Source organism: Geomobilimonas luticola (genome assembly GCF_018476905.1).
Lineage (GTDB): Bacteria > Desulfobacterota > Desulfuromonadia > Geobacterales > Geobacteraceae > Geomobilimonas > Geomobilimonas luticola.
On sequence record NZ_JAHCVK010000001.1, the window covers coordinates 992107 to 1011101 of the forward strand.

An 18995-nucleotide genomic window follows, 5' to 3' on the forward strand; every position below is an offset into this window, starting at 1 on the left:
TTAGGAGAAACAGCGGGGGGTTGTCAAGGGGGATGTGGGGGCTGGGGGCTAGTTAAGCCCTTTCCTGATCTGGTAGAGTTCTTCCATGTTGAGGCCGTTCAGTTCGTAGTACTCCCGCTCCAGTTCTTCCACGTAGAAGCGGTCGAGGCCCGAGTTTTCCAGGAAGTCCTCCCGCAGTGCGATATCCCTGCCGTCGATGATGGAGGGGAGGAGGTTGTGGATGTAGATGGCTTCTTTCTTGATGGCGAGGATGGTTTCGCGGAACAGGGCATCGGGGATTTCGCCGTCGATGAGTTTCTTGTGGCGCAATTCTTCGGTCACTTCGCGCTTGAGTGCATCCTGGTCGGCCTTGGTGGCGTACTTGGAGTAGAAGTTGCGAATCCGGTCCCGCACATGCTCCAGGAGGACGAGGGATATCCGCTCTTCGGTATCGATTGCCCGCAGCTGCTGGAGGAGGTCGGGGATGGTGAGGCGCTTTTCCTCGATGAGGTTGAGGCCGCGGATGAGGGTGGTGACCTTTTTCCGGCCGTAGTTTCCCAGGTACTTGTTTTCCAGGATGCCGGTGATGAAGAGTGTCTCGAAAAGCTTCGGCTTGAGAGCGTCGAACTCGCTCTTGTTGCCGAGGAGGCTTCGCAGCATCTCTTCGGAGCTCTTCACGTTCTCCATGAACGCCAGTTGGCTGATGATGGAAGATGCGGTGTCGTACCGGTCGAAGTAGGTGATGATGTAGGAAAACCCTTCCAGCAGGGAGATGTCGGCGCCGTCGCGGATCTTTTCGTCACAGGCCTTGCTGGCATCGAGGAGGATCTCTTCGAAGGTGTGGTCGCGGTTCTCGGCTGCCTGCTTCTTGGCGAAGAGGAGCTTGAGCATGTCCTCCCGGTCGATGGTGCTTTCGATCTGGCTTTCGGTGAGGAAAAGCCCTTCGAGGATCTGTCTGGTCTCTGAAATGTAGTCGTTTTCCTCCAGGTCGACCATCTTCTTGTCTTTTTTCAGCATCTCGTCCAGGGTGTAGAAGAGCGCACCGGGGATCTTGTTCCGGACGGAAAGGGTCTTCAGCCTGGTGAGGCGGGCGTTTTCAAGCTTGTTGATCTCTCCCTTGCGGTTGCAGGCGATGAGGATGTTCTTGTATTCGTCGACGATCCGCTTGTTGTCCTGATGCTTGTACATGACGTCGATGCGGATCCGTTCCTGCTGGTAGCGGTCGATGCCGTAACGGTTGGCGAGTTCGGAGAGGCGGGCGAACTCTTCGTCGGCGATTTTCTTGTTGCGGAAATAGAGGGACTTGAAGATGTCGCAGTATTCCTGGTGTTTCTTGTTGACCAGTTTGAAGAGGTAGAGCTGGGCCTTGGGGTCATCGAGAAGGGCGAATACCTCGTTGATGAGGGCGTTGTCGTCCTGGTTGCCAACGGCGGTAGAGCGCTTGATCGCCTTTCCGAGAAGCCGCAGGATCAGTTCCTGCTGCTGCTGGGGGGTGCCGACGATCTTTTCCGAATGGAGGAAAAAGAAGTAGTTGAAGACGGCGTTCCCCTCGAAAAAGATCTTTTCGTAGCTGAGGGAGCCGTTGGTCACATCGCTGAATCTGAGGTTTCCGGCATCCTTGTCGTAGCGGCCGCCGTAGAGGACAAGCCGGTTGATGACGTCACCCTTGGCCAGGTCGGCGATGGGCTGGTCGACGCCGAACATGTATTCGCAGAAGGAGCCACCGTTCCCCTGATGGGTGATGCCGGTCGTGCCGATGGTGAATTCGTTGCCGGGAGAGAAAAAGCGGAGATCATCGTCTCGCGACTGGTCAAAGTTGAAAAAGAACCGCTTGTGGGCGTCGATGCCGGCGGCAATGGCATAGTATTCGATATGCTGGTCTGGTTGTCCGTGCAGGCGGATGTCAGTATGCATCAGCACCGTCCATGGTCAGTTTTGAAATAGAGTAGCGCAGACCGGCGTAAAAGTCCATGCAGCAAGTCGAACGGCTATGGCGGATCACTCCAGCGTCATGCCGTCGTAGGCGAATTCCACCCCCGCCGGCAGCTTCGTCCCGTCCCGGTAGGGGACTTCGTGGGTCAGATGGGTGAATACGGCCCGTTCCGGCCTGAGCCGGGCAACGACGTCCAGCGCTCCCGCAATGTTGAAGTGGTTCTCGTGGGGGGTGTAGCGCAGGGCATCGATTATCAGAATCCGCAGACCGGTAAGGAGGTGGAGGGAGTCGGTCGGGATTCTGCTGCAGTCGGTCAGGTACGCCACGTCGCCGAACCGGTAGCCGGTTGCGGGTATTTCCCCGTGGAGAAGCGGAATCGGGACGATGGTGGTGTCGAAAAGGGTGAACGGTTCCGAAACGACATGGGGCTCCAGGAGAGGTGCATATCCCGCCGATGACTGCCCCTGGAAGATGTACGCAAAATTCCGGGCGATGGTCGCCATGGTTTCCGCGCTGCCGTAACAGGGAATCACCCGCTTGTGGATGAAGTGGAAGCCCCGCAGGTCATCTATCCCGTGGATATGGTCGGCATGGGAATGGGTGAACAGTACCGCGTCGATGTGCGGGAGCTGTTCACGGATAGCCTGTTTTCTCAGGTCGGTGGAGGTGTCCACCAGGATGTAGCGGCCGGCAATCTCGACGACAATCGAGGCGCGCGTCCTCTTGTCCCGCGGGTCGCCTGAGACGCAGACCGGGCAGCGGCAGCCGACCATCGGCACACCGGTGGACGTCCCGCTGCCGAGAACAGTTATTTTCATGGACAGTTACTCCGGCTCGGATGCTACTACATAGCATGATTGCCCACCGCAGGCAAGGAGTTTGTCCGGTTTCCCGGCACTTACGGGGATGGGTGTCCGGCGTTCATTCGGTCGGGAAGGTGCGGGTCAGGTGAAGCCTGATGGCATCCTCGAATTCCGTTTCACGGTCCCCCTTGTAGACCATGGAGGAGCCGATCTCGGCGGCCAGAATGGCAGACAGGTACTTGGGGGGAAGCCTGGTGAGACGGCGGCGGTACCGGGGCTCCTCCCGGAGCATGCGCGGCAGGTGACTGAGGATGGCGCGGCGGTACAGCGGCTGCCGGCAGAGTTCCGGCCGCTCCTGGAAAAATCGGAAGAGACGGGTGTAGTTGCTGTTGATCTCGGTACTCAGGGCGTTGGAGATATCGGTGAAGAGCAGTCCCGACTGCTCACGATGGCGTTTCAGAATGAGTCGTGCCTCGTCTCTCGCCCGCTTTTCCAGGATTTCCAGGACATCGCGGACGTACCGTTCCTTCTCCGCCATGAATTCCTCTTCGGAGAGAAGGAGGTTGGCGATGATCTCGTAGGAGGAGGAGATGACCCCGCACTTGTTGGCCGAGGCGTCCCGCATGATGATGATCCCTTTCTTCTGGAGCTCGATTCTTGCCGCGGGGGTGATGAAGGAGTTGGCCCCCTCCACGATGACCCGTGCCGACGGGGTGCCGTCCGGAAGGATGAACCGTTCCCAGTTCCCTTCATCGATGGTTTCGGGGCGGCCGCCGGCGGGAATGAAGATATCCGCCGGGACGGTGAAGGGGAGCTCGCCGTATTCCCGGGAAAATTCGTCGATGGATATCCACTCCTCGTGGAGCCCTGCAGGACCCCTGCTCACCTTGCGGTAAAGTTCCCGCAGACCCTCCTTCCTGCTGCCGGTCCTGAAGAGCATGCTTCCGCCGGGACTGAGCGTTGCGGGATCGAAGGCATCCAGGTCCCGGGCGAGGAGTATGCGCCGGAGTTCTTCATGGTCGGCCCCCTGGGGATCTGCCACGGCAGCGGTGCCGTCCAGAATCAGGGTTATTTTCATCTTCGGGCAGCGCTCCAGCATGATCCGCATGGCGTTGCCCGCCACATCGCCGTTGGGGCCCCCGGTGAACTTGACGGAGAACGGGTCCCGGCGGATGTCGATTCCCCGTTCCTCCATGGTTATTTCGGCGAAGGTGACCACGCCGGTGGAGGTGACGCCATACTCCTTGTGGTTGATCCCCACCCGCTTGCTCGACATGATGCCGATGCCGAGCATATAGCCGCGGCGTTGGGAAAGACGGGCGATGGCTTCGATCATGCCGTCATGCATGTTTTCGTCGGGGCCGAGTTCGATCGGTTCGTCTTCCCGGTAGTAGTCGACAACGGCGGGGTTTCGCGCCACGCCGTTGTCGGTGACGAAGATGTCGAGGAACGCATTGGTTATTCCGTACTGGAGCTTGTAGAGCCGCCAGATTTCCAGTTCCCGCTCCCGCGCCCGCATCAGGTCGGAGGCGTCCAGGAGCATCACCAGCTTGGAGCCACCTTCGTAGATATCCTTGTTCTTGAAGTGCTGGGTATGGGCCAGGACGAAGTTCTCCCGGAACAGGGTGGCGGCGTTGGTGGTGAAGTCGTCCGGCGAGCGGGCGATGACGGTGCGCCACCCCCCCCGGGCAATGTCCGAAAAGCCGATGTGGTAGCCGAAGCCGTACCGGCTGAAGAAAAAGGTGACCCTGAACGGCGTCGCGGGGGGGAGGTCGGCGGTGAAGTCGGTCCCCAGGTCGGTCAGGTAGGCGGGGTCGAGGCGGAAGGCGAGCGCCTGTTTTTCCGGGACGAAAAAGTTGGTCTTCATGATATGCCTGATGAAGGTGAGGCCGCAGCGGAAAATGGTGCGGCGCACCTCGTCCAGGTGCCGGTGGCCGGTATTGTACCCTTCAACCTCCCGCGCGGTTTCGGCAAGGACATTCGGGTAGAGTTCGTCACGGTTGGCGACGGCCGGATCGAACCGGACCCGGAAGAGCCTGATGAGCTGGAGCCCCATTTCCGGATGGCTGTGGAATGCACCCTGCACGTCATCGAGGCCGAAGCGGTCCGGCTGGTTATGGGCCAGGTTGGAATGGCAGAAGGCGATGAAGGCGTTAACGAGGGAGGCATCCTCCCCGGACATGAGGCCGTTGACGACGAGCTCCCGGTAGGTGTAGGAGCGGGTCGCAAGGATCTGGGTGGTGGCGAGTTCCTGCCGGAGCCTGATATAGGGTTTGGAGCCGCAGCCCAGGGGTTCGTCCCCCTGGCTCCGCACGTAAAAGGTCCCGAGGAAGTAGGGGTGGACGCCGTTGGAGATGATCAGGCAGTAGGCGCGGTTGACTCCCAGTTCCAGACGTTTGAAGATTTCCATGATCTGGATGAGAAAATCCTTCTGGGGAGGGTTTCCCACGGCGAAGTGAACCCGGGATTCGTTGCCCGCGGCAATCGGCTCAACATCCAGGAAGAGTCCTCCCCCCTGGTTACCCTTCTGGAAAAGGTTCAGAACCTGGGCGATGCGGACCGGCGGCGCCACCCGGACATACCGCTCATGGTTCAGCCAGATGAGCCGGAGCAACCGGTCGAAATCCCCCATGTCGAAGCCGGGATAGTTCCGGCGCAGTTCCTTTCGCACCTTTGCCCGGACAGCGGGGGGAACGGTGATATCCCTGCCGGCGTTGATCTCTTCGTTGCTCTTCCGGTCGAATTCGAACCGCTGGATCTCCAGTGATTCGGGAAGCCCCGGCAGCGCCCCTTCCGAGTGGACGAACATGGCGAAGGATATCTCCCGCTCCTGGACCTCGCGCAGGGTGAGGGTCTCGTAGAGCGATCCCGGGTAGTTGCGGACGGCGAGTATCTGTGCCTTGTCCCGGTCGGCCAGGATCAGCCGACGGTTCCCCCTGAGGCTTCCCAGTTCCCGTTCCAGGATGCCGAGAGCTTCCGGTTCGTCCTTCATGGTGATGAAGAAGTAGGGGGTCATCTGCTCCCGGAGCCAGCGTCGGTTCTCCGTTTTTCCGCTGACTCCTCCCTTGCCGTCGGTTGTCGGTTCGCTCATGGCAGTCTGCTCCTTTATCCCCCGACCCGCTCCAGCAGCGCCTTGACCATGGGGGTGAACGTCTCGTGTTCGAGGAGGAAGGCGTCGTGGCCGTAGGCTGACGGGATGAGGTGGTATTCCACCGGGTTGCCGATCTTCTGCAGGACGTTCACCATCTCTTCGGTCTGGTAGGGGGGGTAGAGCCAGTCGGAGGTGAAGGCGAAGAACTGGAGCGGTGCCTTCACGAGCGAGAATACTTCCTCCATGGATTCGTATCCCCATGCCACGTCATAGAGGTCGAGGGCCTTGGCCAAGTAGAGGAAGGAGTTGGCGTCGAAGCGGTCGACGAAGTTGTAGCCGTTATAGGAGAGATAGCGCTCCACCTCGAACTGGCCGAAGAAGTCGAACTGCCCGTCCTTGGCGGAGAAGCGGCGATCGAACTTGGCGGTCATGGATTCGTCGGAGAGAAAGGTGATGTGGCCGATTCCCCGGGCGAGGGCCAGGCCGTCCTTGGGGTTCTTGCGGTATTCCCCCTTTTTCCAGGTCGGGTCGTTGAAGATGGCCCAGCGGGCTACGGCGTTCATGGCGATGGCCTGGGCCGACGGGCGGGGTGTGGCGGCAAGGACGACCGCGGAGGCGATGCGTTCCGGCAGCTGGGTCGCCCATTCCAGTGCCTGCATCCCCCCCATGCTCCCCCCCAGGACGGTCAGGAGCCGGTCGATTCCCAGGTGGTCGATGAGGAACTCCTGGGCCCGCACCATGTCGCGCACGGTGATGACGGGGAAAGAAAGATTGTAACGCTTCCCCGTGCGCGGATTGATGGAGGCGGGGCCGGTGGAGCCGTAGCAGGAGCCGATGACGTTGGAGCAGATGACGAAGTACCGGTCCGTATCCAGGAGTCGTCCGGGACCGACGATGGCGTCCCACCACCCCGGTTTCGGGTCGTCTTCGGCGAGTTTTCCCGCCAGATGGGCGTTGCCGGTCCAGGCGTGGGTCACCAGGATGGCGTTGGAGCGGGCGGCGTTGAGGGTCCCGTAGGTCTCGTAGACGAGGGTGATGGGCGCCAGAATACGGCCGCTCTCCAACCGGAGCCCCGTCTCGATGGTCAGGGATTGTTCTTGTACGATGCCGACGGACATTTGATTCTCGCTTATCAGTGCGGAAGGGGAGACAGAGACTCCCGTCTTCCGTTCAGCCCTTCTTGATAGAAAAAAGCCCCTTCTCACGAGTGATGATGAGAAGGGGCTTCAGATGTATGGCTAACGTCCAAGCGCCTCTCTCATCTTTGCCTTACGGCAGGATTTAGCACCTGACGCCTCCACTTCGTTTTCGGTTCGACATCTGCGTGGCTTCGTCGGAACCTCCTTGGCGTACTTCCCGTACGCCACCGTCGTGCCACCTTGACCTCTAACCGAAATCGAGCCGGAAGACCGGTTGCTGTGGCTTCACAGGGCCTGTCCCTCCACCACTCTCGATAAGAAAGCTAGCTATTCGATTTTCATGAAAAAGGATACGAGAGGGTCGCGGTTTTGTCAACGCAATAGTTGCCGTTGCACCCTTTCTCTCCTGCTTGCGACTCCTAGAACTGCTCCCCGGTCCACATCTCTTCGGTAAAACGGATGGCCTTGTTCCGGCCCGTTTCCTTTGCCTTGTAAAGAGCGACATCGGCGTATTTGATGGCCTGCCAGAAGAGCTGGGTATCGATGGGGAACTCGCTGACACCGAGGCTGATGGTCTTCTTGAGCACCCCGTCCTGGACCTTGAACTTGGCGTTCTGGATGTTTTCCCTGATCTTCTCCGCCACCTTCATGGTTTCATCCTTGTTGGTGTCCAGAAGGACCACGAGGAATTCCTCGCCGCCGAACCTGATGACGAGGTCGGAGCTTCTGACACTGCTTCTGATGAGGGCGGAGGTTTCCTTGAGTACCGCGTCGCCGGCATTGTGGCCGTATACGTCGTTGACCTGCTTGAAATAATCCAGGTCGCACATGATGAGGCCGATATTCTTGCCCCGCCGCATGACCCCGGCGACCATGTTCTCGGTGCACTCCTGCAGGAATCTCCTGTTGTACAGGCCGGTCAGGGAGTCCTTGAGCGCAGAATCCCGCAGCGTGTTCATGAGCCGCTTGGCCTCGATCACGGAGAGAGACTCCTTGACGTATTGCCGGGCCTTGAACACCTTCCGGTCTATGGCGTGCTGGTCCCGGTACCGGGGGTCGGATTTGTCGAACACGAGTTGTACCACCCCGCCGGTTCCCCCGCCGACGATCATCGGGATGCAGTAGTGCTCCTTGCCTTCGACGATCTGGAACTGCTTGCAGATGTGGGGGTAGACCAGGGACGAGATGGCGTGGCCGGTCTTCTTCGCCTTGCACAGTTCGCTGCTGTCCAGGATGTCGGGGCTGCAGAACGACTCGCTGTCGGAGAGGAGAAGGGGGTAGACGGGGTTCATCTTGTTCTGATTGAGAGATATCTCGTAGATGAGGAATTCATCGATGCCGACCTGCTCCCGCAGAACCCTCCCCAGGCGGGAGTAGACATCCTCGAGGGTATCGTCCTCCTCGATGACCTTTTTGAAGGTCGTCATGCCATGTATCGATTCCATCAGCCCGTTGAATTCCGTCGACAGTATTCCTATTTCATCCTTGGAATGGATGGCGATCTTCTTGGACAGGTCGACGTCTCCCGTTCCCAGGGCGTGGATCTGCTCTATGATGGAATTTACCGGGTTGGCTATGGATCTTGATATCCAGATGGTAAAGACGCCGAGGAGAAGGAGGGCGATGACCAGAACCACGGCAATGGTGCTGGAGGTGTAGGTGACGGTGGAATTTATTTTTTCGGCGTTCTGTGCGTAGAGGAGCGATGTGCTGGTCGAATAATCGTTGGACAGGGTCAGGGCCTCGGTGAGTGACTGCTGATACTCCCTCAGTTTCGCGTCGAGACGGCCGTTGTCCTGAATATTGTCATGGAGGTTGCCCATTTTCAGGTCAACGAATGCCTGGAGTTTTTTGACGAGGACCCCCTGAACGGCCGCCATTTCCCGGAGGTATTTCTCTCCGGCCAGATCCCCTTTCACGGAGGAGGTGGTGAACGTTTCGAGCAGCTTGCCGCTTTCCCGGGAGTAGTCGTTCACTTTTCCCCCCGCCTCCAGTGCGGAGAGAAAGGCGTTGATATCCTCGATCCGGGCCTTGGATGTCTCGATTCTGCGCAGGGCGTTCTTCAAATCGGAGGTCCGGGCAAGTTCCAGGGCGTCCAGATTCAGGCTCTGGATGTTCCGGGCGATTTTCTGGGCAAGCCTGTCCTGGGGTATGAGGTTCCTGACGATGTTGTCGGTCTTCCTGTCAACGGTGAGGAGCGCGGCCATGGTGACGACGAAGAGCATCACGAACCAGAAAAGGACACCGACGGAAAAGAGGCGGAATTTTTTCTTGATGGGGAGATCGATAAAGGTGATGAAATTGATGAAACGGCGGGACATGTCTTTGATGTCGTTTTCAGGCATGCAGTGCACTCTCCCTCGGCAATGGTTGTCATGAGGACAATGGGGGCGATTATTCCAGATAAAGGCCCATTAATCAACACTATTTTGTGGGGTGGCGGAGCGGAGGGGGTGCTCAGTGTGGGTTGGGATGTCGGGGTGCAAGGTTTTGTGCGTGCGACAAAAAAGGGAGGCCCGAAGAACCTCCCGATTGCTGAGAAAAATGAAAAACAAGCAGATGTCAGGCTGCGCGGGCCTGGGCGAGGAGCGGAGTAAGGGCGGTTTTCATCTTCCTGAGAGCACCCTCTTCGATCTGGCGCACCCTCTCGCGGGAGATGGCAAAGTGGTCGGCGATCTCCTGGAGAGTAAGGGGCTCATCGGCGGTGATGCGGTGCTCGATAATGTAGCGCTCCTTTTCATTGAGGGAGGTAAGGGCGGAAGCAATCTCCCGCTGCAGCAGACTGTTCTCCTGGAGTTCGGCCAGTTGCTCTTCCTGGTTATGGCGCTCGTCGGCCAGGCTGTCAAGGAGGGTAAGTCCGTCACCATCGACGATCTCTGCATCGAGGGAGTGCTCGCCACGCATGCGCTGTTCCATCTCCACGACGTCCGACTCCCTTACATCGAGGGAGATGGCGGTTGCTTCGTTGTCGTCGAGGCCGGTCATCTGCTTGATGGCGTTCTTTGCCTGGTTAAGCTTGAAAAAGAGCTTCTTCTGCGCCTGGGTAGTGCCGATTTTCAGGAGACTCCATCCCGAAATGATGTGGTTCTGGATATAGGCCCGAATCCACCAGACGGCATAGGAGATGAGGCGGAACCCCTTGTACGGGTTGAACTTGCGTACCGCCATCATGAGCCCCACGTTTCCTTCCTGGATCAGATCGATCATCTTCATGCCGTAGTCCCGGTATTCGGCGGCAATCTTCACCACGAAGCGGAGGTTTGCGGTAATCAGGCGGTGTGCCGCTTCCAGATCCTTCTCTTCGTAAAATTTCACGGCAAGAAGTTGCTCTTCTTCGGGGGTGAGAAGGGGAAATTTCTTTATTTCGGCCATATAGAGAGTGAGACTGTCGGCAACGACAGGCATGGTCATTGTCATGGTATATGGTCTCCTTCAGCAGTCGTGCCGCTATTGCCGACACGGTTTGTTAGCACTCTGCAGTGGCGAGTGCTAACTACATATATATCAACCGTCGAGGAAAAAATCAAGGGGGGGATTACTTCTGCTGGAATACCATGATGGTCATATCGGGGCGTTTCGGCATATAGCCGAAGGAGATGCGGGTTTTCGCGCCTTCCCAGATATAGCTGATAACGTGGGGTGAGGGGGATTGTTCATAGACCCCTTCGCCGAAACTCTTCCGGAATCTGGCAAGGAGTTTGTCGGTGCCGCTTTTCTTGACGTAGTCGGGGTTGAATTTGATGGAAACCCCGGTGAGGTGGTCGTCTTCGAAGATGAAGGTCCGGACGAAAATCTCCCGGTTGGGGCGGAATTGGCGGTAGACATAGTCGTTGTGGAGCCGCTCAAGGTTTCCCCCGGGGTAGTCCTTCATGACCTGACGCAAGTCCGTTCCCCAGAGGGTTTCCCCGTAACCGTCGGGCAGCCTGTCCGCAGCGGCGGCCATGGCCGTCAGGCAGAGGAGGATAATGATCAGGGGTATCAGCCTCTTCATCGGGGCTCCGCTTAATGAGTTATGATCCTGATGCTACAATACAGGAGAATTTCACCAGATGTCAATGGCGGGAGGAAAACCCTTGCCCGCTAAGGGCTTTGTATGGTAAACGATTCTAGGTAGATAATTCCGACGCAGAGCGCCGCAACCGGAGGTTTTTGCAGATGAACATCGCGATTTTACCCCTTTCCGACGACAAGAAAAAAGCCAAATGTGCCGATGAATCCAAGCTCGGCTTCGGCCGGCTTTTTACCGACCGGATGCTGCTGGTCGAGTGGAAGACGGGTGAAGGGTGGGTTGATGGCCGTATCGAGCCCTATGGCCCCTTTTCCCTTGACCCGGCATGTTCTGTTTTCCATTACTCCCAGGAGATTTTCGAGGGGCTCAAGGCCTACAAGTGGGCGGACGGCACCATAACCCTCTTCCGCCCGGAGATGAACGCCCGGCGTTTCAACCAATCCGCCGACCGGCTCTGCATGCCGGAGGTGCCGGAGGATATTTTTATCGGCGGCATCGAGAAGCTTGTTTCGCTGGAGCGCGACTGGATTCCTTCCTCGGAAGGAACCTCCCTCTACATCCGCCCTACCATGATCGGTGTGGAACCGGCCCTGGGGGTGAAGCCCGCTGATCATTATTACTTCTATGTGATCCTCTCGCCGGTCGGCGCATACTACTCCGCGGGGTTCAACCCCATCAAGATCATGGTGGAAGACAACTATGTCCGCTCTGTTCCTGGAGGAACCGGGGAGGCCAAAACCGGTGGCAACTACGCCTGCTCCCTCAAGGCCGGCCTTGAAGCGAAAAAGAAGGGGTACGACCAGGTCCTCTGGCTCGACGGCGTCCACAAGCGCTACGTGGAAGAGGTGGGGGCCATGAACATGCTCTTCGCCTACGGGAAGACCATTGTCACGTCACCCCTTACCGGCACCATCCTGAACGGCGTCACCCGCGATTCCACGCTCAAGCTGGCAGCGAGCCTTGGCTATACCGTCGAGGAGCGACTCATCGACGTGAACGAGCTGATGGCCGATGTCCGTTCGGGGAAAGTGACCGAGGCCTTCGGCAGCGGTACCGCTGCAGTCATCAGCCCGGTCGGCGTCCTTGCCTACAAGGGGGAGGACTACATGGTGGGCGACGGCGGTGTGGGCGCAATTACCCGCCAGCTCTACGACACCCTTACCGGCATCCAGACCGGCAGGCTCGAAGACCGGTTCGGCTGGGTGAGAAAAATCGGGTAGATAAATGAAAGAGCGGCACATCGAGGCAAACAGGCTCTGTCTTTCCTGTCGTCGCACCTGCAAACAGCCTGCTGCGGTGGTGATCGCCTCCTGTCCCCGCTACTACGCGGGACCGAAGGTGAAACGCTGCACCTGGAAACAGCTGGAACTCGGTCTGTGACCGATTCCGCTGAGTTGTCCGCAGCGACGCCGCAGGTCGATTGCCAGCGATGCAGTGCTTGTGGCCGCTGCGTGGCGGCCTGTCCCGCGAAACTCTTTACCCTCGATGTTGACGGATTCCGAAAAACCGCGCGCCGGCAGGTTTCAACCGACTGCCGGCGCTGCTTTGCCTGCGGCCGGAGCTGCCCGGTTCGGGCTATAAGTCCTGCGCCAGACGCTGACCAGAAAAACCGATAGATATCCTTCCCCTCAACTCTTCTCCAAAAGTTCTTGGTTCTTTTCACTTCACCCGTTATCGCTGCGATCCATCAGTTTGTCCCTGCCTTGACAGCTTCCCCTGCCGTACTTATCATTCCTGTAGAACGTAGTGCCGTGCCTGTTATGCAGTGATCAGCGCCGGCGCGAAAAGGAGATTGTGAGATGATACGACCGGAAAAGATGACCATAAAAACCCAGGAGGCACTGGCGGGAGCACAGGAACTGGCAAGCCGGCAGGAGAACGCTGCCATTGAACCGGAACATCTCCTTGCCTCACTTCTGGAACAGGAAGGGGGAGTGGTCGTTCCCCTCATCCAGAAGGTGGGCGCGACTCCAGCCGCCATACGGACACAGGTCGAGACTGCCCTGCAGAAACTCCCCCGGGCGAGCGGGACGACCATGCAGCTCCACGTTTCGTCGGCGCTCCAGCACCTGCTCGACACGGCCCAGAAGGAAGCCGATGCCATGAAGGACGAGTTCGTCTCTACCGAACACCTTCTGCTCGGTATCGCTGCGGAAAGGGGGTGTGATGCTGCCCGCATCCTGGCCGATGCCGGTGTCACCCGACAGGCGCTTCTGGCCGCCCTCAAGGAGATGCGAGGGGAGGAGCGCATAACGGACCAGAACCCGGAGGAGAAATACCAGGCCCTTGCCAAGTACGCCCGCGATCTGACCGACCTGGCCCGACAGGGGAAGCTCGACCCGGTCATCGGCCGGGACGACGAGATCCGGCGGGTGCTCCAGGTCCTTTCCCGGCGTACCAAGAACAACCCGGTGCTCATCGGCGAACCGGGGGTGGGGAAGACCGCCATCGTGGAGGGGCTGGCCCAGCGGATCGTGGCCGGTGACGTGCCGGAAACCCTCAAGGAGAAACGGGTGGTGGCCCTGGACATGGGGGCGCTCGTAGCCGGGGCGAAGTACCGGGGAGAATTTGAAGACCGGCTCAAGGCGGTGATCAAGGAAGTGGCCAAGTCCGAGGGGCGGATCATCCTCTTCATCGACGAACTCCATACCCTGGTGGGGGCCGGTGCCGCCGAGGGGGCACTCGATGCCTCCAACATGCTCAAACCTGCCCTCGCGCGGGGAGAGCTCCACTGCATCGGCGCCACGACCCTCAACGAATACCGCAAGTACATCGAGAAGGATGCTGCACTGGAACGCCGCTTCCAGCAGGTCTACGCCGGCGAGCCGAGCGTGGGGGAGACCATCTCCATCCTGCGCGGCCTCAAGGAGAAGTACGAGGCCTATCACGGCATCCGGATCAAGGACAGTGCCATCATTGCGGCGGCGACCCTCTCGGACCGCTACATCACCGACCGGTTTCTCCCCGACAAGGCCATCGACCTGATTGACGAGGCTGCGTCACGGCTCCGGATCGAGATAGATTCCCTGCCGACCGAGATCGACGAGATTGAGCGGAAGGTCATCCAACTGGAGATCGAGAAGCAGGCACTTTTGAGGGAACAGGACCCCCACGCGCTGGAACGTCTGAAGAAGGTGACCGACGAGCTGGCGGCCCTGCAGGGGGAAGCGGCGCTGTTGAAGGACCACTGGCGGAAGGAGAAGGGGATCATCCAGATCCAGCGGGAGCTGAAACAGCGCCTGGAGGAGAAAAAGGAGGAAGGGAAGAAGAGCGAGCGGGAGGGGAACCTGGCACGTACCGCCGAAATCCGCTACGGTGAGATCCCTGCCCTGGAAAAGGAAATGGCGGAAAAGGAACGGGAACTCGCGGAACTCCAGCAGGAAGGGAAAATGCTCGCGGAGGAGGTGGATGCCGACCAGGTGGCGGAGATCGTGGCCAAGTGGACCGGCATACCGGTCAGCCGGATGCTGGAGACCGAGGCGGAGAAACTGATCCACATGGAAGAGCGTCTCCGGACCCGGGTGGTCGGGCAGGATGATGCCCTTCTGCTGGTGGCCAACGCCATACGCCGGGCCCGTTCCGGCCTTTCCGACCCCCATCGCCCCATCGGCTCCTTCATGTTTCTCGGCCCGACCGGCGTCGGCAAGACCGAAACCGCCAAGGCGCTCGCCTCCTTCCTGTTCGACGATGACCAGGCGGTGGTCCGGATCGACATGAGCGAGTACCAGGAAAAGCACACGGTTGCCCGTCTTATCGGTGCGCCTCCCGGTTATGTGGGGTACGAGGAGGGGGGGCAGTTGACCGAGGCGGTCAGGAGGCGCCCCTACAGCATTATCCTGTTCGACGAGATCGAGAAGGCCCACCCGGAGGTGTTCAACGTGCTCCTCCAGGTGCTGGACGATGGCCGTCTCACCGACGGGCAGGGGCGGACCGTTGATTTCAGGAATACGGTCATCATCATGACGAGCAACCTGGGGTCCCAGTGGATCCAGCAGTACGGGGCGAGCGACTACGCAAAGATGCGCACCATGGTCACGGAGACGCTCCGAGAAAGCTTCAAACCGGAATTCCTCAACCGGGTCGACGAAATCGTCATCTATCACGCCCTCCCCCTGGAGCAGATCAAGAAGATTGTCGACATCCAGGTCGGGGAACTGGAAAAGCGGCTGGCCGAACGGCGCATCTCCCTTTCCATCAGTGACAAGGCACGGGAATACCTGGCCCGTGAAGGGTTCGATCCGGCCTATGGTGCCCGCCCCCTGAAAAGGACCCTGCAGAGAAAGGTCCAGGACCCGCTTGCCCTCATGCTCCTGGATGGAAAGTTTGCCGAGGGGGATACGGTGCTTGTGGATCTCTCCATGACCGGGGAGGATCTGGTTATTCGCAAAAAATAAATGACGTAGCATGGAAGGTGTTTTTTGCCAGCGGCTCGTTCTCCGGACGGGCCGTTTGTGCTTGCCGGTTTACGGATTTTACCCTTGATTTATGGGGCATTTTGATTTAGAAAAAGTCTCCTTTCAAACACCGGATCAACATCTCCTAGGGAACGGTCAATGCGAACTCTTACTCTACAAGCCCCTGCCAAGGTCAACTACCGGCTCGACGTGCTGCGGCGCCGGCCGGACGGCTACCATGACCTGCGCATGATCATGCAGCGGTTCGACCTGTGCGATGATGTCCGTATTGCCCTGAGCGATATCCCCGGCATTCGGGTCACCTGCGGCAGCGAGGGGGTGCCCGATGGACCGGAGAACATCGCCTGGCGTGCGGCCGATGCGCTCCTCTCCCTTGCGGGCAGGGAGACGGGGGTTGAAATCACGATCACCAAACGAATCCCGGTGGCGGCCGGTCTGGGCGGTGGCAGCAGTGACTGTGCAACGGTTCTCATGGGGCTGAATCAGCTCCTCGGGTTGGGGTTGTCCGATGCCCGGCTCATGGAGATCGGGGTGAAGCTGGGGGCCGACGTCCCGTTCTTCATATTCGGGAAGACCGCCCTTGCCGAGGGGATCGGGGAACAGCTGACCGCCATCGAGCAGATTCCTCCGGTCTGGCTGGCGATTGTCAATCCGAATGTTCCCGTTTCCACCGCCTGGGTATATCAAAATTTACAATTGACAAACCGCTCAGATGACTTTAAAATGCCTCGTTTATATAGCAGTATCGCGGACATCTGCGCCATCCTCGGTAATGACCTGGAGGCGGTAACCGTGAAGCGTTACCCGGTCATCAGTGAGATCAAGGAGCGTTTGCGGTCCCTGGGAGCAGTCGGAGCTCTGATGTCAGGCAGTGGTCCGACGGTGTTCGGCATTTTCGAGAAGGAAGAAGAGGCACGCCAGGCTGTGGCGGACCTGGCCCGGGAAACCGGCTGGTTCGCCGTTGCTGCCCGCACGTTGTAATGTTTGATGGGGTGTCGCCAAGCGGTAAGGCACCGGATTTTGATTCCGGCATTCCCAGGTTCGATCCCTGGCACCCCAGCCACTAATATCAAAGGGTTAGCTCACAAGGCTAACCCTTTTTTATTGCCTTGACGCAGATTTTGACGCAGGTGGAATGCAAAAATCCGGTTGGCCTTATCTCCGTACCATGCAGGAAGACCAGCAATGGTACTCCGAGAAGTGTTTGATGCATCAAGCCACTTACACGCTTGGCTAAACTAAAAGCTAACTCCCATCTTTACTTACCAACCTAAGACCGAATTACCGCAGTCCCCAGCAATTCCTGAAGAGTTGAATACCACTGTAACGGGACATTCTCCTCAGCCACCAGTGCAACACGCTTATGTGATTGACCGCTGCTTTGATCCCACACCCAAAAACAATTCAAGAGGTGCCTGAATGGTTATGTTGGATATGAGGGGATTCTGTCCATTGCAGGGAAAGAGGATGTTGGCAAGCTTGTCCTATGTTCGAGTATCAACGCTTGCGCGTTGTTCGGTCACTCAGATGCATCACTACGTTCTGCATCATCGTGATCCGAGCCTATAAAACCTTGTCTGTTGTGGGATCGTTAGGTTTACGATTCCCCGAAAACGAATCAGTTTTGCATCAATTATCGCGTCAACATCATGTAACATGCCATTTTTATTGCATGTTTACCGGATAGATAGTCCCGTTGTTGAATCCCAGTATCCCCAGCAGGAATTCAATGGCATCATAACCCCTCCGTTCAATTCATCTTTCTCGCTATCAAATTTCCGTTGTGCGCCGTTTTTTAAAAAAATTGATAGACCTTATTGCAATGGAGTGGCGTGGGGGCTTATATTGCGTTTTGTGTCCTGAACCAGGCAAGCGACATGATGAATGCTACTATCCGGAGAGAATTTCATGGGTAATTATTCTAGAGACCATTCAAATGTATTTGCGATGAAGCATATTTCTTGGCTTAACAACCTTGCAAAAACTAAAGGAAAGTTGTTTTTTGAGGAGGAATGTCATTCAATTTCTGAGTTAATAGCAATACTTCTCTCCTCAGATGAAAGCATTCCAGATCACCCGAATGAAATTCAAGGACAGTTATTCCGTCAATACTATAGATTGCTAGTTAATGGAATTGAAGAAGGTGAAATTATTGAAGTTAAAGGAGTTAAGAGGTCATCAACGCCTATAGCATCTTTTTTGGCAGATATTCCTGGATATATTGAGATGCTGCCACATTTACCTCACGAGAAGTACTATCACCTTTTCGAGCCGCTTCCAGATTTCCTCCAGGTGATTGCCTTCCTCGACAGGATACATGCTTATCTCCCTGGCTGGGAGATCCCGAAGCTTACGCCGAACAGTTATTCCAAGGACTACGGCTTTATCACCGACTATTTCTGCGAGATCATGCACGAGCTCCGCAGGATTGATCCGCTAGCATCGGTTCGGTCGCGTTTCGAACTAGTGGATATTGCCAGAACCGCCCAAGGAATATCTGGACGTGACCAGCGAGCAATAATGAAGACTTCCTCGGGTCTGCTCAAACTCCTTTATCCAGATGGCCAGGTGACTGACGAAGAACTCACAGAAGTCCTACAGCTATCATGTGAACTCCGGCAAAGGGTCCGTGAGCAGCTACACATGATGGCCCCCGGTGAATACGACAAGCTTCTGTTAGGGGTCAGAATGACTTCAACGGGAGAGAACGTGTCACCTGTCTTGCCGGATGCCAATAGGATTCAACGAGTGACTCTATCTGAAAAACCATCGGTAGGAGAAGTAATTGGGCTAGCAGTCGATGGGGACTTTGGATGCATTCTTCATTTCGAGATGCAGGCAACGAAAGGGAACGGCAGAATTGTGCCTCTCGGATCGATACAGCGCGTTATGCGAGAGAGCATTGAGACGGCGGCACAGTTCATCAGGGCGAAACATAACGATTTTGGTATATCTGCCGAATGGCGGCAAAATTTTGATGTTGCGGTACTAGCCACATTCATGGGGGTGCCGAAAGAAGGTCCATCCTCTGGAGTTGCTATCGTAGCAGGTATAGTATCGGCGCTGACAAGTAAGCCAGTTCGCAATGATATTGCTATGACTGGAGAAATAACAATTATGGGCAAAGTCCTTCCAGTTGGAGGCATTCAGCAGAAGGTGCGTGCTGCCTATGATTCAGGGATCAAAGAAGTTCTCCTCCCCAGAGACAATCTTCATGAAGCGCATGGCCTACCGCAATATATTCTTGATACGGTCACACTAACACCAGTTGATACGATCAACGACGTTTTGACTTCAGCACTCGTTGACGTCGAATGTAGCTGATGAACCTGATGAACCTGTTTTGTCCAAATCATTTCAATTCAATTTTGTATCGTCAAATAGTTCTATTTCGCAATATCATGTAACGTTAAATACTCAGTACTATCAGGCATACTCAAAGTATGCCCGGTTAATACTATGTTTATTCAATGTATAAGCAATAATACAATCCAATACAATACACAATTAAACAAATATACTTTTTAATTGTATAGCTTCATTAGCTTCATTAGATACACTTATTATATAAGGTATTAGCTTAACATATATTGTACCAACCATTATTACTATTTAGAATCAATATC

The 18995-nt window shown here is 56.9% G+C and carries 13 protein-coding genes, 1 tRNA gene and 1 riboswitch; of the genes, 7 read left to right on the top strand and 7 right to left on the bottom strand.

Going from position 1 to position 18995, the window contains the following annotated elements; translation table 11 throughout:
• Positions 1–48: 48 nt before the first annotated feature.
• The 7 genes from KI810_RS04590 to KI810_RS04620 all read right to left on the bottom strand — a co-directional run bounded on the left by KI810_RS04590 (position 49) and on the right by KI810_RS04620 (position 10936).
• A complete protein-coding gene (locus KI810_RS04590; RefSeq protein WP_214174279.1) occupies positions 49–1893 on the bottom strand; it encodes a TIGR04442 family protein in 1845 nt (614 codons plus the stop codon).
• A gap of 84 nt (positions 1894–1977) precedes the next feature.
• The gene (locus KI810_RS04595; protein WP_214174280.1) at positions 1978–2730 is read right to left on the bottom strand and encodes a GPMC system MBL fold metallohydrolase; all 753 of its coding nucleotides are present in this window, start codon (positions 2728–2730) and stop codon (positions 1978–1980) included.
• A gap of 103 nt (positions 2731–2833) precedes the next feature.
• Positions 2834–5806, bottom strand: coding sequence for an NAD-glutamate dehydrogenase domain-containing protein (locus KI810_RS04600; RefSeq protein ID WP_214174281.1), 2973 nt, complete (start codon positions 5804–5806; stop codon positions 2834–2836).
• Positions 5807–5820: 14 nt separating this feature from the next.
• Positions 5821–6924: a homoserine O-acetyltransferase MetX gene (gene metX, locus KI810_RS04605; protein WP_214174282.1), complete on the bottom strand. Its 1104-nt coding sequence runs from the start codon at positions 6922–6924 to the stop codon at positions 5821–5823.
• 137 nt (positions 6925–7061) lie between these two features.
• A riboswitch (SAM riboswitch) is annotated at positions 7062–7266 on the bottom strand.
• Positions 7267–7364: 98 nt separating this feature from the next.
• Positions 7365–9290, bottom strand: a complete 1926-nt coding sequence (locus KI810_RS04610) for a diguanylate cyclase (RefSeq protein WP_214174283.1) — start codon at positions 9288–9290, stop codon at positions 7365–7367.
• Between the two features lie 217 nt (positions 9291–9507).
• Positions 9508–10362 carry an RNA polymerase sigma factor RpoH gene (gene rpoH, locus KI810_RS04615; RefSeq protein ID WP_214174284.1) on the bottom strand — a complete coding sequence of 285 codons (855 nt, stop codon included), beginning with the start codon at positions 10360–10362 and terminating at the stop codon, positions 9508–9510.
• Between the two features lie 118 nt (positions 10363–10480).
• On the bottom strand, positions 10481–10936 hold the full coding sequence (locus KI810_RS04620; RefSeq protein WP_214174285.1) for a hypothetical protein: 456 nt from the start codon (positions 10934–10936) through the stop codon (positions 10481–10483).
• A gap of 164 nt (positions 10937–11100) precedes the next feature.
• Between KI810_RS04620 and KI810_RS04625 the strand changes: the two genes are divergently transcribed.
• The 7 genes from KI810_RS04625 to KI810_RS04655 all read left to right on the top strand — a co-directional run bounded on the left by KI810_RS04625 (position 11101) and on the right by KI810_RS04655 (position 18693).
• A complete protein-coding gene (locus KI810_RS04625) occupies positions 11101–12174 on the top strand; it encodes a branched-chain amino acid aminotransferase (protein ID WP_214174286.1) in 1074 nt (357 codons plus the stop codon).
• A 4-nt stretch (positions 12175–12178) separates the two neighbouring features.
• A complete protein-coding gene (locus tag KI810_RS04630) occupies positions 12179–12334 on the top strand; it encodes a hypothetical protein (protein WP_214174287.1) in 156 nt (51 codons plus the stop codon).
• Complete coding sequence (locus KI810_RS04635; RefSeq protein WP_343213463.1) at positions 12331–12570, top strand: 4Fe-4S dicluster domain-containing protein; 240 nt, start codon at positions 12331–12333, stop codon at positions 12568–12570. Before KI810_RS04630 ends, KI810_RS04635 begins: the two co-directional genes overlap by 4 nt.
• A gap of 183 nt (positions 12571–12753) precedes the next feature.
• On the top strand, positions 12754–15348 hold the full coding sequence (gene clpB / locus KI810_RS04640) for an ATP-dependent chaperone ClpB (RefSeq protein WP_214174288.1): 2595 nt from the start codon (positions 12754–12756) through the stop codon (positions 15346–15348).
• A gap of 159 nt (positions 15349–15507) precedes the next feature.
• Positions 15508–16350 (top strand): 4-(cytidine 5'-diphospho)-2-C-methyl-D-erythritol kinase, encoded by an 843-nt coding sequence (gene ispE / locus KI810_RS04645; protein WP_214174289.1) that lies wholly within the window; start codon positions 15508–15510, stop codon positions 16348–16350.
• Between the two features lie 7 nt (positions 16351–16357).
• Positions 16358–16432, top strand: a tRNA-Gln gene (locus tag KI810_RS04650).
• A gap of 845 nt (positions 16433–17277) precedes the next feature.
• Positions 17278–18693: a S16 family serine protease gene (locus KI810_RS04655; RefSeq protein ID WP_214174290.1), complete on the top strand. Its 1416-nt coding sequence runs from the start codon at positions 17278–17280 to the stop codon at positions 18691–18693.
• The last annotated feature ends 302 nt before the right edge of the window (positions 18694–18995 follow it).

Excerpts from the sequence above, each read along its gene's own strand:
- KI810_RS04590 (WP_214174279.1), bottom strand. The coding sequence starts at position 1,893 with ATGCATACTGACATCCGCCTGCACGGACAACCAGACCAGCATATCGAA.
- KI810_RS04595 (WP_214174280.1), bottom strand. The coding sequence starts at position 2,730 with ATGAAAATAACTGTTCTCGGCAGCGGGACGTCCACCGGTGTGCCGATG.
- KI810_RS04600 (WP_214174281.1), bottom strand. The coding sequence starts at position 5,806 with ATGAGCGAACCGACAACCGACGGCAAGGGAGGAGTCAGCGGAAAAACG.
- metX (WP_214174282.1), bottom strand. The coding sequence starts at position 6,924 with ATGTCCGTCGGCATCGTACAAGAACAATCCCTGACCATCGAGACGGGG.
- KI810_RS04610 (WP_214174283.1), bottom strand. The coding sequence starts at position 9,290 with ATGCCTGAAAACGACATCAAAGACATGTCCCGCCGTTTCATCAATTTC.
- rpoH (WP_214174284.1), bottom strand. The coding sequence starts at position 10,362 with ATGACAATGACCATGCCTGTCGTTGCCGACAGTCTCACTCTCTATATG.
- KI810_RS04620 (WP_214174285.1), bottom strand. The coding sequence starts at position 10,936 with ATGAAGAGGCTGATACCCCTGATCATTATCCTCCTCTGCCTGACGGCC.
- KI810_RS04625 (WP_214174286.1), top strand. The coding sequence starts at position 11,101 with ATGAACATCGCGATTTTACCCCTTTCCGACGACAAGAAAAAAGCCAAA.
- KI810_RS04630 (WP_214174287.1), top strand. The coding sequence starts at position 12,179 with ATGAAAGAGCGGCACATCGAGGCAAACAGGCTCTGTCTTTCCTGTCGT.
- clpB (WP_214174288.1), top strand. The coding sequence starts at position 12,754 with ATGATACGACCGGAAAAGATGACCATAAAAACCCAGGAGGCACTGGCG.
- ispE (WP_214174289.1), top strand. The coding sequence starts at position 15,508 with ATGCGAACTCTTACTCTACAAGCCCCTGCCAAGGTCAACTACCGGCTC.
- KI810_RS04655 (WP_214174290.1), top strand. The coding sequence starts at position 17,278 with ATGGGTAATTATTCTAGAGACCATTCAAATGTATTTGCGATGAAGCAT.